Annotated in this window: 8 protein-coding genes; all 8 read right to left on the bottom strand. The window is 46.0% G+C overall.

The window, feature by feature from the left end; translation table 11 throughout:
* Positions 1-29 precede the first annotated feature (29 nt).
* On the bottom strand, positions 30-3,071 hold the full coding sequence (locus AC121Z_RS07545) for a TonB-dependent receptor (protein WP_498127811.1): 3,042 nt from the start codon (positions 3,069-3,071) through the stop codon (positions 30-32).
* Positions 3,072-3,405: 334 nt separating this feature from the next.
* Complete coding sequence (locus AC121Z_RS07540) at positions 3,406-4,887, bottom strand: tryptophan halogenase family protein (protein ID WP_498127810.1); 1,482 nt, start codon at positions 4,885-4,887, stop codon at positions 3,406-3,408.
* Between the two features lie 11 nt (positions 4,888-4,898).
* Positions 4,899-6,389, bottom strand: a complete 1,491-nt coding sequence (locus tag AC121Z_RS07535; RefSeq protein ID WP_498127809.1) for a tryptophan halogenase family protein — start codon at positions 6,387-6,389, stop codon at positions 4,899-4,901.
* A 102-nt stretch (positions 6,390-6,491) separates the two neighbouring features.
* Positions 6,492-9,275: a TonB-dependent receptor gene (locus tag AC121Z_RS07530; protein WP_498127808.1), complete on the bottom strand. Its 2,784-nt coding sequence runs from the start codon at positions 9,273-9,275 to the stop codon at positions 6,492-6,494.
* A gap of 429 nt (positions 9,276-9,704) precedes the next feature.
* On the bottom strand, positions 9,705-10,577 hold the full coding sequence (sucD, locus tag AC121Z_RS07525; RefSeq protein WP_498127807.1) for a succinate--CoA ligase subunit alpha: 873 nt from the start codon (positions 10,575-10,577) through the stop codon (positions 9,705-9,707).
* The gene (gene sucC / locus AC121Z_RS07520) at positions 10,574-11,743 is read right to left on the bottom strand and encodes an ADP-forming succinate--CoA ligase subunit beta (RefSeq protein WP_498127806.1); all 1,170 of its coding nucleotides are present in this window, start codon (positions 11,741-11,743) and stop codon (positions 10,574-10,576) included. Before sucC ends, sucD begins: the two co-directional genes overlap by 4 nt.
* A 147-nt stretch (positions 11,744-11,890) precedes the next feature.
* Entirely contained in the window at positions 11,891-13,402 is a 1,512-nt protein-coding gene (odhB, locus tag AC121Z_RS07515) for a 2-oxoglutarate dehydrogenase complex dihydrolipoyllysine-residue succinyltransferase (protein ID WP_498127804.1), read from the bottom strand.
* A gap of 11 nt (positions 13,403-13,413) precedes the next feature.
* The gene (locus AC121Z_RS07510; RefSeq protein ID WP_498127803.1) at positions 13,414-16,233 is read right to left on the bottom strand and encodes a 2-oxoglutarate dehydrogenase E1 component; all 2,820 of its coding nucleotides are present in this window, start codon (positions 16,231-16,233) and stop codon (positions 13,414-13,416) included.
* Positions 16,234-16,314 lie beyond the last annotated feature (81 nt).

Below are 16,314 nucleotides of genomic sequence, written 5' to 3'. Positions count from 1 at the left end.
AGATTCACTGTTATTTTTTAGTCGATTTATCATAGTGAATACGTCAACCCTAAGAAGTACTGCGTTCCAAAGAACTGGATCGTGCCGGTCTGCTCTGGCGAGCTGAAGTAACTCTTGGTTGGCTCGTCAGTCAGGTTATTGATTTGAAACAGCACGCTCATGTTGTCATTGATTTCATAAGAGGCTTGATAATCAACAACCATTTCAGAGTCGAAGTTAACGGTTTGATCATTAACGGCGACCTGCTCCGATACAAACTGATCCCGATAGCGACCGCTGATGCGCGTTTCAAACCCTTCGTATTCCCAGAACAAAGTAACCTGGGCCACGTTTTCTGAAAGACCAGGCAAACTGCTAGCGAACACACCATTACCGGTAGTCAATGAAATCTCACTTTCGGTAAAGGAATAGCTGGCATTCATACCTAGCCCAGACCATAGACCCGGTAACATGCTGTAGATTTGCGTGTACGCAAATTCAAGGCCACGAATATAACCACCTTCAGCGTTGTTTACCGCCGTTTCATAACGACCATTTTCAGTTGGGACTGTGACAAATACAGGATCACCGTTTGCATCTAATGCAAGTTCGGGTTCTTGGCCATCAAATTCTGGCTCTAAGAAAACCGGAACTTGGATTGAATCTGGAACGATAAAACCGTTACCTTCAAAGTCATACGGTTCAGTAGCAATATTTTCTATAAATGACTCTATATCCTTGTAGAACGCCGCCGCGATAAAGGCGCCATCAGTGTCTTGGAAATAGTACTCATAAGAAATGTCATATTGAGTCGCATAAAAGGGCTCAAGATACGGGCTATTTCGCGCCGAACCATTAATACGTGCTGTTGGTGTTGAAATCGTCACTTCACCACTATCACGATCTTGCACTGCGGTTACCGTTTCTACCGAAGTCGATGCATTCGCAGCAAACCGGTTGATCGGTGCCCTGCCCATCACTTTGGCGGCCGCTACACGTAATTGCGACGAATCCGTTATGGCAAAATTTAGGTTAATACTGGGGAGTAGATCTGAGTACTCGTGCGAAATTACCGCTGGCCGATAGAAGTTATTAATCAAACCCGCTTCATCAGTAATGTTTTGCGCACCTTGCGTTGGATCACTAACTTCCACAGACGTTCCTGATACGGGATCTTCGATAAACCGCGTCGCGCGTTGCAAGGTTGTTGATGCTTGTTTTGAACGAACATAACGCACACCAACGTTACCAGTAACCGGTATATCGCCAATTTCAGTATCAATATTGGCCATCAGGTAAGCTGCATTTACCGTTTCAAAAACGTCACCGCTCTCTTGCACAGACCAAGCGGTTGATGGGCCTGTGCCTGGACCATTGATGACACCTGCCGCACCTGGGCCCCAGGTTTGTTGCGGCTGTGGAATACCGCCTGGGAACCATGCATTAAGTGCTGCGTCCAAATCGATGGCTAGATAATTTGGGAAATACCCAAAATCACCCTGCCAGTTAACGATTTCGACCATATCCTGAGTCAAACGTAAGGGCGGTTGGCTTGCCGAAAATGCCGAATCGTTACCGTATTCAAATACAGAGCGGTCATTGCTGTACTCACGATCAGAATAGCGCGCGCCGAATTCAATACTGGAAAATGGTAAATCATACAGTGCGTACTGGAAGTCTAAACGGTATGCGTCAAGTTCATCATCATTTTGGAATGGATAAATACCGTACTTACTGACCATTACTCGGTCTAAATCAGTAAACAACGGGGTTTGATTAAACGCTAAATCAGGCAAGTCTAAACCGTTGAGTTGATAAGAAATCGAAATGTTCTCATCAAAACGCGGATTGGCTGCATTGGCATCTTCACCAACGAGAGACCATAACAAACCGTTTCTAAAATCACTTTCCGCCTTTGACAATGAGATATCAAACTGTGCTGACCAGTTGTCATTAATATCCCAATCGAGGTTTATTCCGTAACTTTCAACCTGGTCAAAATCTTGGTTATCATCATTAACCAACTCTACCCGGGTAAAACTGTCCGCCGTACGTGTAAAAGTGCCCCCCACGACACTGCGATTAACAACCACTGGATTGGTAATAGAGGTATTAACGCCACCCAGCTTCACACGAAAACCACGTGCGAAAGCTTCAGAATCGAATTTCGAAACGAAGGCGTCAGCTTTTAAAGTAAAATTGTTTGTCGGCGCCCATTCGATGGCTGCGATGTAACCGTCACGGGTCTCTTCACCGCCTTTGTGTTGCATTTCAAAACCTTCAGAGATGAGCTCACACTCTGGTGCAATAGCATCTTGCGCACACTCTGAATTAGAATAAATACCATCAACGTCTGTTACTGCATTATACGCGAGGCCAATAAACTGGGTAGATACACTGGGTTGATACAAACGCGCATAACCGAGTGCCACGCCGAGAGTATCGTCCATGAATTTTCCTTGATAGGAGAAACTCAAGCGATGACCAAACTCTTCTCCATCAGGAATTTCATCCGCCCGGTCATTGTACATACCGCGCAAATTAGCATTAAATTTATGTTGCTCATCAATCGACAATGGACTAGCAGTGCGCAATTCAACGGTACCGGCAACACCACCTTCAACAAGTGAGGCTTTCGGTGATTTGTAAACCGCAGCAGAATTAATCAATTCTGACGGGTATTGGTCAAACTCAATCGAACGTGTACCACTCGTGGAGACCTGTTCGCGACCATTCAACGTTGAAAATACAAACCCACCAGAAAGACCACGGATATTAATCTCGGCAGCCTGCCCCCCGGTACGCACCGCGGATATACCGGGCAAACGTGTCAATGCATCGGCCATGGATACATCGGGTAAACCACCAAGGTCATCGGCAGATAACTGTTCAGACACCGTATCGCCAAATCGTTTTTGGTTCAGTGACTGGATCAAACTGGTACTGAAGCCTCGGACTTCAATACGTTCAATTGTCTCTTCTTCTGGCACCTCTGGGCTTTCAGCTTCCTGTGCATATAGCGGCTGACTGGCAAACGCTAATCCACTGGCAACAAGCGCTGCGGTGATCAAACTGGGTTTGAATTTTTGCATGTGTTGTCCCATTGCAGTTGTGTAATAGGTCGCAATCAGCACATAAATGCACAACTTAGACGCTGACCTAATTGTAGTAATCTAAGTAATATTAACCCTCGCCCTGTGGTCAAACAATGAACTGCATACGTATTCAATTACAGTTTTTTACAATTAATTTACACGCTTCGTGCAACCAAGTTTTGACTAACCATATGATTTTAATGAAGGTTAAGCGCATACCCCAAGAGCTGGACCAGAGGTTTGTTGATGGAAAGTTAGCGGAACTGGGTTCTACATCAAGAGATGTTAACAAAGTGAAAACAGTGATTATTAAGAAAACTAGATCGCTTGGTTAGCAAAGCTCAGCGAGAGTATCAGCATGGGAGGAGAAATTTAGCGCACAACCATTTAAAAACCGAGCAATGTCTTTTTCGACATACAAGTCACCTTTACCCGGCTGCTCAGCCGCTAGTGGCGGATAAGCGCCGTAACCCGAAAGTAAACAGTGCCAAGAAATTGAACCAAAGTGACTTTCGAGGTTTTGACGCTGGATTTCTTCGCGTAAGTCTCCACGTTTAAACCAGACATCTAATAAATGTCCCAGTGAATCTGAAAAATGCATGTTTGCTCGATTAGCGCGCCAATAATCGCTGTCATCCCGAGTATTCAGTTTATAGTGAGCCACAATGTAATCGCGCACGCGCTCAAAACGATCGTGCATCAATTGATTAAAGTCAGCTTGGTAGCGCTCGCTAAAATTACCTTCGCGCCACTTATCAATAAACATTTCAACACAGACCTGCACTAGATGCAGAGCCGTGGCTTCTAGAGGTTCAATAAATCCTTGTGACAAGCCTAAACCTAAGCAGTTATGAACCCAATGCTGCTGCAACTGCCCTACCTGCATCTTAAGATGTCTGGCGACGACATCATCAGGCACCTTTAGGTGTTGACGCAGTTCAGTCTCGGCAGCGTCAGCTGACAGGTATTTATCGCTATACACATAACCATTACCCGTGCGATTAGTTAGCGGGATCGACCAACACCATCCGTTAGACAATGCGGTTGAGGTAGTCTCAACGGGAATAATCTTTGCAGCAGCTGTCGGTAGTACAACCGCCGCATTATTAAATAGGTTGTCGCCAAATGACTGAAACGGCACTTTTAATGTTTTTTGCATCAATATTGATGCAAATCCGGTACAGTCGACAAACAGATCAGCGCCGACATTTCTGCCATCGCTCAGCTGCACATCTGCAATCGCACCATTAGGGTGGGGATTAACCGCTACAACATCGCCAATAATGTGTTCAACACCACACAAGTGTGCCCTTTCTGCTAAAAACTGCCCTAACAAATAAGCATCGAAGTGATAGCCATATTCCATCCGGAAGGGAAAACTTGGCGGTGTAATGGGCGCTTTATTCTGTGCCGCAAGGACCCCGTTAAGCAAAAATTTTTCCGGGGCAGTTGTTGTAGCGAGCCCTAAACGCCGAGTGCGGCAATTGACTTCAAATGCACGCTCGGTGAACGTATCCACTTGACTGATAAAGGGGTGGCTATAATTCTTAATACCAGACTCGGGACTCCATCCATTAAAGCGAATGTTTACTTTATAGGTTGCATTGCAGCGTGGCATCCATTCTGCCTCAGGAATCTCACAAATATCGAAAAACCGTTTCAAGGTTGGCGTTGAACCTTCGCCAACACCAACGATCCCGATTGTGTCTGACTCAACTAAGGTGACTTTCGCATCAGGTACTTTACGTACAAACAAATGCGCAGCCATCCAACCCGCCGTGCCTCCACCAATTATGACAATCGACTTAGTCATTGGTCATTCACTCAATTTAGACCGCACAGATTAGTGAGGTATTCATCATGCAGTGGTAACTTTGCCAATGGATCACGCTTTATTTGGCGCACCGACTCGAGCATAGAAATGAGTTGCTGTTCTGACATATTGTTCGCCATGGGGTGATAATCTTTAGGTATCATCCCCTGCCCAAGCATCACTTGCAACCAGGAGCTTTCCAAAAATAAATCATTGGCTTCGCGAAAGAGCTTCCCTGTTTGTGCAAACAAGTCCATCTTATGCTGTAAAGATTCAGGGATTTCAAGCTGTCGCATTCTATCCCAAAATGGCTCGCCTTGGCGGTTATTTAACACATAGTGCAAAATCAGGAAATCACGGATCTGGGTAAACTCCAACTCTGATTGTTGGTTATACTCAGCTACCGCGGATGGGGCGACCTGCTGGTGCGGGAACAACTGCACAAAACGCACAATCGCCGATTGGATCAAGTGGATGCTGGTCGATTCCAAGGGTTCTAAAAAGCCACTCGATAAACCCACGGCCAAAACGTTTTTATACCATTGTTTACGCCGCCGTCCCGTTGTGAATGTAATCAGTTTAGGTTCACCTAGCGGCTGAGTATTAAGGTTTGACATCAACACATGGGTCGCTTCATCGACCGACATAAATCGGCTACAAAACACATGCCCATTGCCATTGCGATGTTGTAACGGGATCCGCCATTGCCAGCCTGCCCGTTGGGCAATGGAACGCGTGTATGGCGCGGTTATCTCATGACGTTCCGAAGGTACTGCTAACGCACTATCACAAGGTAAATAGTGACTCCAATCATCGTACCCTACGCCTAATGTTTGCTGGATGAGCAGTCCTTTAAAGCCGGAGCAGTCGATAAAAAAGTCCCCTGCGATAACATCACCATTTTTAAGCTGTAGTGCAGAAATATCACCATTGTCAGCGCTTACAACCCTTTCGACCATACCCTCTTGCCGCTTAACGCCCATTCCTTCACTAAGCTTACGTAAATACTGTGCATACAAACCTGCGTCAAAGTGATAGGCAAAAGGTAATTCAATAATCGGGTCTTTACTGTTTATTTGTGCAAACTTACCCGCCTCTGCAGCTAAGTAATTTAAATCGTATTCCCACAGGTTACTTTGATGACCTAATTGATTAGCGCGTTGCCAGAAATGGTGAAAATGACAAAAAGCCATACTTTTACCTGGCGCACCGAAGGTATGGTAATACTGCGCACCTGGATTCAACCAGTTTTCAAAACGAATGGCTAATTTAGACGTCGCTTTAGTTTCTCTGACAAAATCTTGCTCTTGAATTCCAAGCATTTGATTGACGAGACGAATAGGCGGGATGGTGGCTTCACCAACGCCAACAGTGCCTATTTCAGCGGACTCTATCAGTACGATTTCGACCGCAGGGCCAATAATCTTTTTGATCAACGCAGCAGACATCCAACCAGCGGTGCCGCCTCCCAAGATCACGAGCGTTTTAATTGGCTGCATCATTCACTCTATAAAAAAACCACTTATCACTAAGTGGTTTTATCCAAAAATTTGAAAAATCGCAACCCGCGGAAACACGGTACGGGCTGCGACCCTCGTCCAGGGTTAGAACGTGTAATTGAAGCCTAATAAGAAGTTGCGACCAAATGATTGATAGCGCGTGACTTCTCTAGAATCAGCATTGGTTTGCAAGGTATCTTCATCCGTCAGATTTTGGCCTTGCAACGTTATGCGCAAGCCATCAAGCACATCAATACCTGACTCACTGAAATCGTAGGCAATTTGGGCGTCCCAAAGCTCGCCGCCTTGGTCGAAAGTCTCAACCAATGACAAGCTCAAACCACGCGTTTCAGTATTGAATTCTGACCGTTTACGACCCGATACACGGAATTCAAATCCGGCTTTTTCGTAGAATGCAGTTAATTGATAACCTTCATCTGAGAGGCCTGGGATATTTGTACCATCATTTAAGTGACCATTCATGAAAGTCGCACTGGCAAACATACCAAAACCTTCAAGGCTCTCATGGAACACATCAAAAGGCACACTGGCTTGAATTTCCCATCCCTGAACTGTACCTGTAAGTCCATCTTCTTTCGCGCTGACCAAACCTAGGAAGGTCGCTGGAGTTTGCCCTTCTGAACCTTGGTGGAAGCCAGGAATGTAAACCGACTCAAAGTCTGCCAATAAGCTAGAGTCACGGTGCCAGTTACGCAAATCCTTAAGGAAGAAAGCAACGGCAAAGAAGCCAGAATCTGCAAAGTAGTTTTCATAGCTTAAGTCAAACTGATTCGCTGCCAACGGGCGTAGACCTGGGTTACCCGCGCTACCGCTCCAAGGTCCATTTTGCGGATTTGGATTAGTGATTTGATTGTCATTGAACGCAAAGCTTACTTGCGCGTTAGGACGCATATCGTCCATACGCGGGCGACTCTCTACACGGCTCATAGCCATGCGCACAAACTGCTGCTCAGCAACTTCCAAACTCAAGTTTAAGCTAGGAAGCACGCTGGTATAGTCTGCACCGCCTTCAACGGCAACAGCCTCGGTAAAACCATTCGCATTTGTAGTAGTACTAAAACCAGAACTGCTTTGGTCAACATCAACAATCTGTACGCCGAAGTTACCACGTAAATAGGTGTCGCCAATTTCTGCTTCAAGATCGAACTTGGTATATACGGTCAGTAGCTCTTCTTCGACTTTATAGGTATCACCCAAGCGGTCGTTTTGCACCAAACCCGCGTCGTTAGAGATGTAGTAACCACTGTTAAATAAGCCCAATGCGTCATAGGCCAATACACCGTTGATGCCGATGAAATCAAGATTAGCAACACCCAATACATTTGGAATTGGTCCGTCCGCAGGGTATTCAGGTGCGGTTAAATATGCACCGTTATTAATCTTAGTTTTGCTGCGGTCAGAATAAATCACTCCAGCTTCAACGCCTGTAATCACGCCATATTCAACGTAACCGTCAAGTTGTGCTCGGAATGAATCTAAAGACTCATCAAATACTGGTTGGTTAACGAAACCATCTTGTGAATCGCTGCCGAACAATGGATTACCCCATGCTTGCGGGCCTGCCAGGCGGATCAAGCTTGGATCAGTATAATCCAAGGTAGGCAGTGATGGGTGGTCACCATACACGGCGCCTTGCGGTGTCATTGTCCACGAACGCGCAATTGCTGGACGTCCATCAAGGCCAGCACGTCCAACACCAGAATAGCTTTCAATATTCGTGATGGTTTTCTCAACGTCACCTGTTGAGAAATCAAACTCGGCAACCCAATTTTCATCAATGACGTATTCAACGTTTAAGCCAAAGGTCGTTAATTCAGCTTCTTTGCTTTCTGCATCGTTACGGATCACTGAGAAGAAGTCAGCAAATGTACCCGCAGTTACAAATCCATTTTGCACTTCAGTAATTGTATAGTTCTGGGTTCCCCACTCTGCACCACCTTCTTCGATACCACGGAAAACTTTGTCTTCTTGGAAGTCAATATACAGTGCGTCTAATTTAACGGTAAGTGCATCACTTGGCGCCCACTCGATAACACCCGCCAAAGAATTTCTTTCCATCATGGCAGAGCGTACAAAAGAATCGTGTCCGCCTAAAATTTGTGTGCCTTCAGGTACAGTCACACCCGGTGCCGCTTTGTCTGGGTTAGCGTTGGTATAGCCCCAACCGCGGAACTGATCTTCCTGACTCGGTGATTCCATCGAGGCAATCGTTAGCGCAACACCTAAGGTGTCATCATTGAAACTATCTACATAGTTCAATGAGAATCGGTGACCTTGATCATCAAAGTCAGGGTTCGCTGAGTCCTTGCCATTTTGCTCAAGTAAACCGTTAAAAGTGATGGTACGATCTTTACCTAGCGGGCTTACGGTTTGCAGATCAACTGTGCCACCAATGCCTTGTGCTTGAAGTGACGCATCTGGCGTCTTATAAACCAGTACGTTGGCAATGATTTCTGAAGGGTAAAGGTCAAACTCTACGCCACGGTTGTCGCCCATACCGAGCAATTCGCGACCATTCAACGAAGTACCAATGTAGTTTTCGTTAAAACCACGAACGGATAAACCACTGGTTCGACCGTCACGACGTTCACCCGCTAGGCCCGGCAGACGCGCAAGTGATTCAGCAATACTGGTATCAGGCAATTTACCAATATCTTCCGCTGACAATGCTTCAACAATTGACGTATTGTCCATTTTGATGGCTTGAGCGCGTTGTAAACTGCCGCGAATACCTGAAACCTGAATGACTTCGTAGTCCGGTTGTTCAGCTTGTGTTTGGTCTTCCTGAGCAACTGCCTGCCCAGCACCGAAGGCGAAACCACTCGAAATAAGCGCCGCCTTGATTAAATTTGGTTTGAAATGCGTCATATGTGTCCCGTTCCTGTATGTGAATTAGCTGAAACGTGCTTAACACCGCGAGTGAATTTTTATTGCGGTCACTTTTTCAGCTATTAAAATTCAGCAGGGATGTTATGAATAAATTGTTAACATCACAATTGTATGCATACGTATTCAGTGAAATTTTATTACATAAAGTTAACAGTTATATATTTTATTGTATATTTTTCATGGCTTTACAAAATTTCAGTGAAATTAAACTCTACTCATAAAACTAACACTTGGGGAATTTATGCATAAATAAATCATCCTATTTATGGTTTTTTGTGGGCGTGGAATATTAATAAGAGTGGAAATAGGATAAATAAAAGGAATGGTTATATTTGCGCAGAAGCGCTTCACGCAAACAATAAAAAAGCCCGCTAATGTGCGGGCTTTTTCAAATAGATATAACCGTTGTTACCAGCCAGTTGCTTCACGCAATGCAGCGCCGATGTCGGCAAGTGAACGAACAGTCTTAACACCAGCTGCTTCAAGCGCTGCGAATTTTTCATCCGCAGTGCCCTTACCGCCAGCAATGATTGCGCCAGCATGGCCCATGCGCTTACCGGCAGGTGCAGTTACACCTGCAATGTAAGAAACCACAGGTTTCGTTACATTATCTTTAATAAACGCTGCCGCTTCTTCTTCAGCTGAACCACCGATTTCACCGATCATAACAATCGCTTCAGTCGCTGGATCTTCTTGGAACAATTTCAAGATGTCGATAAAGTTAGAGCCAGGAATTGGGTCACCACCGATACCAACACACGTTGACTGACCAAAGCCTTCGTCGGTCGTTTGCTTCACCGCTTCATAGGTCAATGTACCTGAGCGTGAAACGATACCAACTTTACCGGCTTTGTGAATATGACCAGGCATGATGCCAATCTTACACTCGTCTGGCGTGATAACACCCGGGCAGTTTGGACCTATCATGCGCACACCTTTGTGTGTGATGTATTCTTTAACGTACAGCATATCCAATGTAGGAATACCTTCGGTAATACACACAATCAATTCGATACCAGCATCAGCAGCCTCGATGATTGAGTCCTTACAGAAAGGTGCAGGTACGTAGATCACAGACGCAGTTGCACCAGTCGCCTCTACAGCTTCACGTACAGTGTTAAATACTGGCAGGCCAAGATGCTCAGTGCCGCCTTTACCAGGAGTTACCCCACCGACCATTTGCGTACCATACGCAAGTGCTTGTTCTGAATGAAAAGTTCCCTGGCCACCAGTAAAACCTTGGCAGATTACTTTAGTATCTTTATTGATTAGTACGCTCATGCCGCACCTCCTGCTGCTGCAACCACTTTCTGCGCTGCATCGGTCAAACTTGCTGCCGCGATGATATTAAGCTCACACTCTTCCAGCTTTTTCGCACCTAAATCAGCGTTATTACCTTCAAGGCGAACAACTACAGGTACGTTGACACCAACTTCTTCAACAGCACCGATAATGCCTTCTGCAATCATGTCGCAGCGCACGATACCGCCAAAAATGTTAACTAAAACGGCTTTTACGTTGTCATCAGAAAGGATGATTTTGAATGCTTCAGTAACACGCTCTTTGGTCGCACCGCCACCAACATCAAGGAAGTTTGCTGGCGAGCCACCGTGCAATTTAACGATATCCATAGTTCCCATCGCTAAACCAGCGCCATTAACCATACAACCGATGTTGCCATCAAGTGCTACGTAGTTAAGTTCCCACTGTGCCGCTTGGGCTTCACGCGCATCTTCTTGTGATGGATCGTGCATGTCCTGTAGCTTTGGCTGGCGATAAAGTGCATTGCTATCAATCGCTACTTTAGCGTCTAGACAATGTAGGTCGCCACCTTTCTTAATAACCAACGGGTTAATTTCAATCAGCGCTACGTCTAGGTCTTCAAACATTTTTGCCAAACCTAGGAAAATCTTAGTGAACTGACGTACTTGAGTTGGATTCAAACCCAATTTAAAGGCAATTTCACGTGCCTGGTAAGGCTGTGCACCGACTAACGGATCAATCGCTGCTTTCAAAATCTTTTCTGGTGTTTCTTCAGCAACTTTCTCAATTTCCACACCACCTTCAGTAGATGCCATGAATACGATACTGCGTGACGCACGATCGACAACAGCACCTAGATACAATTCCTGATCAATATCAGTGCATGATTCAACAAGGATACGGCTAACTGGCTGACCATTTTCATCTGTTTGATAGGTCACCAAGTTTTTGCCTAACCAGTTTTGCGCAAACGCTTTAATTTCGTCTTTGGTTTTCACTAGCTTCACGCCGCCCGCTTTACCGCGACCGCCAGCATGTACCTGACACTTTACAACCCACTCTGATCCACCAATACGGTCGGCAGCTTCAACTGCGCCTTGTGGTGTATCGGCAGCGTACCCTTCAGATACCGGTAAACCGTATTCTCTGAATAATTGTTTACCCTGATATTCATGCAAATTCATGGTGTTTTATCCGATGTTTTATTTAAAAGAAAAGCCGCTTAACGCGACCTATTTTTTAGGCGCCCGTATTATAGTCAAATTGCGGGCGATGTGACAGGTGATAGCTAAAAAAGTATCACCTGTCTGGTCATGTTTTATACTAAAGTCTTACACATCCAATAATAGACGCGTTGGATCTTCCAACATTTCCTTAACAGTAACCAAGAATCCAACCGATTCCTTGCCATCAATGATACGGTGATCGTAGGACAAGGCGAGATACATCATTGGCAGAATCTCAACTTTACCATTTACTGCCATTGGACGATCCTGGATTTTATGCATTCCCAAAATCGCACTTTGTGGCGGGTTAATAATCGGCGTTGACATCAATGACCCAAACACACCACCGTTAGTGATGGTGAAGTTTCCACCCTGAAGTTCTGCCATTGACAACTTGCCATCACGGCCTTTAAGAGCGAGTTCCTTAATCCCTTTTTCAACGCCTGCCATGCCAAGCATGTCGGTGTCTTTTAATACTGGAGTTACCAGGCCGCGTGGCGTTGATACTGCTATCGAGATGTCAAAGTAGTTATGATACACAATGTCATCGCCATCGATCGACGCATTAACTTCTGGGAAACGTTTGAGCGCTTCGGTAACCGCCTTAACATAAAACGACATAAAGCCTAAACGTATACCATGACGCTTTTCAAAGCTGTCTTGGTACTGCTTGCGTAAATCCATAATTGGCTTCATGTTGACTTCGTTGAAGGTCGTCAACATTGCCGTTGAATTTTTTGCCTCTAACAAGCGGTTCGCAATAGTTTTACGTAAACGAGTCATCGGTACACGCTTCTCTGTGCGCTCACCCATAGGTGCTGCTGGGGCAGCCGATGAATCAGCCTTAGCTGGAGCCGCTGAATCACCAGATTTCAGATACTGCTCAACATCTTCTTTAGTGATACGCCCGCCTTTACCTGTACCTTTCACTTTTGCGGAATCAATGCCTTTTTCGGCAAGCAAACGACGTACAGAAGGACTTAACACATCGCTGTCGCTGTCATCGTCAGAGCCTTCAGCAGCTGGCGCTTCAGACTTGGCGCTTGCGCCAGATGATGCTCCTTCGGTGAATTTAGCGATGACTTCTTCAGCGGTTACCGTAGCGCCCTCTTCGGCAAGAATTTCAGCTAACACACCATCATTAGGCGCTACAACTTCTAACACAACCTTGTCGGTTTCGATGTCGACCAAGTTCTGGTCACGCGACACGGTGTCACCCGCTTTAGCGTGCCATGTAGCAACTGTCGCGTCGGCTACTGACTCTGGTAAGACCGGAACTTTAATTTCGACCTCTTTGCCAGCGCCTGAAGGCGCTGCGTCGGCTTTCTTTTCGGTTTTCTCCACAGCACTATCACCGCCAGATTTGGCAGTGCCGCCAGCGCCTTTCTCTAGCTTTGCAATAACTTGCTCGCCCAATACGGTGGCACCTTCTTCATTTAGGATTTCACCAATGACGCCATCTTCTGGCGCGACAACTTCTAGTACAACCTTATCGGTTTCAATATCTACCAAATTCTGGTCGCGTTTCACTGACTCGCCAGCTTTTACGTGCCAGGTGGCAATCGTCGCGTCGGCAACCGACTCTGGTAATACTGGAACTTTTATCTCGATTGTCATTTGGGGTTCCTTTACTTAATTGTAAGAGCGTCATCAACCAACGCTTTTTGTTGTTGGTTGTGAACTGAAACATAACCTACCGCTGGAGAAGCAGACGCATCTCGACCGGCGTAACGTAATTTTGCACCATCAGGGATCGCTTGCCAGAAGTGGTGTTGGCTACTGTACCACGCACCTTGGTTCTGCGGCTCCTCCTGACACCACACCCAGTCTTTTACATGCTTGTAGTCCGCGAGTACTTCAGCGCACTCGTCGGCTGGGAATGGATACAGTTGTTCTAAACGAACGATTGCAACGTCCGTTTGCTCATTCTTGCGACGTTGATCAAGCAAGTCGTAATAGACTTTACCAGAACACATCACCACGCGTTTTACCTTCTTGGCATCAATGTCATCAATTTCACCAATCACATTGTGGAAGATACCATCACTTAATTCTTCGAGTGACGAAACGGCTAGCGGATGACGCAATAAAGACTTCGGTGACATTACGATCAATGGCTTACGCATTGGTCTTATCGCTTGACGGCGTAACATGTTGAACACTTGCGCAGGTGTCGATGGAATACACACTTGCCAGTTATGATCGGCGCACAGCTGCAAAAACCGCTCGAGTCGTGCAGAGCTATGTTCAGGTCCCTGCCCCTCATAGCCGTGCGGCAGCAACACAGTCAAGCCACACAGTCTGCCCCATTTCGCTTCACCAGATGACAAAAACTGATCAAATACTACCTGAGCACCATTCGCAAAATCACCAAATTGCGCTTCCCAGATAGTCAAGCAACCTGGTTCAGCCGTGGCGTATCCGTACTCGAATGCCATTACCGCTTCTTCAGATAGGACTGAATCATAAATATCAATTTTACCCTGCCCTTCACGAATATTTTTTAGGGGCATGTACGTCGATGCATCTTTTTGATTGTGCAACACCGCGTGGCGATGGAAGAAGGTTCCACGCCCCGAGTCTTGCCCCGTAATACGAATATCCGTACCCAAATCAACTATTGACGCATACGCCAGGTTTTCTGCCATACCCCAATCGAGTGGCTTTTCACCCGCGGCCATGAGCGCTCGATCTTGATACAGTTTATTCACTCGGGACTGCAACTTAACATCATCGGGCACTGCAACAAGTCGCTCAGCCAATTCCATCAGTTTACTCTTACTGATTTCTTTGTCGTAAGGCACTGTCCAGTCGTGTCCGAGATAAGGGCGCCAATCCACTGAATGTTCAGTCATTGGACGCCACTCCTCAACCACGCAGGCACCGTGGTCAAGTGCAGCACGGTATTCGTCCACAAGCTTTTCAATTTCGTGTTCTTTGACGCTGCCTTCTGCGGTCAACTGGTCCGCATAAATCAGACGCGGTACCGGGTGTTTCTTGATTTTCTGATACATCAATGGTTGCGTCGCATTTGGCTCATCAGCTTCATTGTGGCCATGACGACGATAACAAACCAAATCAATCATCACATCACGCTTGAACTTGTTGCGATATTCCAACGCTAATTTAGTCACAAACAATACTGCTTCTGGATCGTCTGAGTTAACGTGGAAAATAGGTGCCTGCACCATCTTTGCAATATCGGTACAATATTGCGTTGAACGCGTATCTTCTGTTTTTGATGTGGTAAATCCGACTTGGTTATTGACCACAATGCGAACCGTGCCGCCCACTGCAAAACCGCGGGTTTGCGACATATTGAAGGTTTCTTGCACAACCCCTTGCCCGGCAATTGCTGAATCCCCATGAATGGTTACTGGTAACACGGCTGCACCATCAACACTGCCACGACGTTCTAAACGCGCACGAACAGAACCCATAACTACTGGATTTACAATTTCTAAATGCGAGGGGTTAAATGCCAACGCTAAATGCACGTTGCCACCGGGAGTAGCAAAATCAGATGAGAAACCTGCGTGGTATTTAACGTCACCAGCACCGAGTGAATCATCATGCTTGCCAGAGAACTCATCAAATAACACTGATGGATTCTTACCAAGAACATTGACTAACACGTTTAGACGACCACGGTGAGCCATCCCAATAACCACTTCTTTGGTGCCAGAAGCACCCGCTTCTGTGATTAATCCCTTGAGCATTGGGATCAAGCTATCCCCACCTTCCAATGAAAAGCGTTTTGCGCCTGGGAATTTAGCCCCAAGGTATTTTTCCATACCATCAGCGGCAACCAGACCTTTCAGGATGCCGATCTTCTGTTCACGGCTGATCTCTGGCTTGGCTTGCACAGATTCTATCTTTTGCTGTAACCAACGCTTTTGCTCAGTATCGGTTATATGCATATATTCGGCGCCGATTGAGCCGCAGTAAGTTCGATTCAATGATTTGAATAGCTCACCGAGACTCATAGACTCTTTACCGATTGCGTATGAGCCCACGTTAAAAACTGTATCGAAATCAGCTTCAGTTAAGCCATGGTGGGACAACTCCAGGTCACGCACCCGAGGCTGTTTCCATAATGACAAAGGATCAAGGTTAGCGTGCTGATGCCCCCTAAACCGATATGCATTAATTAATTGCAGAACTCGAACTTGTTTTTCATCGCCGCCGGAACTAGCAGCAGGTGCTGCAGCGACTTTAGCCGCAGGACCGAGGGCTGCAAGCGCTTTAAATTGTTCACGGATTTGACTGTGATTGACGTCTATTTCAACGCCATCTACTTTGGGTAACCCATCGAACAGTTGTTTCCATTCATCAGAGACACTATTCGGGTCATCCAGGTAGGCTTCGTACATCTCTTCGACGTACGCGGTATTGCCTCCAGCAAAATGAGAAGAATCCCACCACGCTTGCATTACGCTTTCTTGCATTGTTATGCCTTACCTTTCGTTAAGAACCTGTAATCTAAACGTATTATAGCTAATGAATAGCCGAAGATAACCGACCTTCAC

It is taken from the genome of Alteromonas sp. DYW1 (assembly GCF_059752595.1).
Note: the sequence above shows the minus strand (reverse complement) of the source record. Positions and strands in the feature narration are given on the sequence as shown.

Coding starts and splice junctions, on each gene's coding strand:
- AC121Z_RS07545 (WP_498127811.1), bottom strand. CDS start 3,071: ATGCAAAAATTCAAACCCAGTTTGATCACCGCAGCGCTTGTTGCCAGT.
- AC121Z_RS07540 (WP_498127810.1), bottom strand. CDS start 4,887: ATGACTAAGTCGATTGTCATAATTGGTGGAGGCACGGCGGGTTGGATG.
- AC121Z_RS07535 (WP_498127809.1), bottom strand. CDS start 6,389: ATGATGCAGCCAATTAAAACGCTCGTGATCTTGGGAGGCGGCACCGCT.
- AC121Z_RS07530 (WP_498127808.1), bottom strand. CDS start 9,275: ATGACGCATTTCAAACCAAATTTAATCAAGGCGGCGCTTATTTCGAGT.
- sucD (WP_498127807.1), bottom strand. CDS start 10,577: ATGAGCGTACTAATCAATAAAGATACTAAAGTAATCTGCCAAGGTTTT.
- sucC (WP_498127806.1), bottom strand. CDS start 11,743: ATGAATTTGCATGAATATCAGGGTAAACAATTATTCAGAGAATACGGT.
- odhB (WP_498127804.1), bottom strand. CDS start 13,402: ATGACAATCGAGATAAAAGTTCCAGTATTACCAGAGTCGGTTGCCGAC.
- AC121Z_RS07510 (WP_498127803.1), bottom strand. CDS start 16,233: ATGCAAGAAAGCGTAATGCAAGCGTGGTGGGATTCTTCTCATTTTGCT.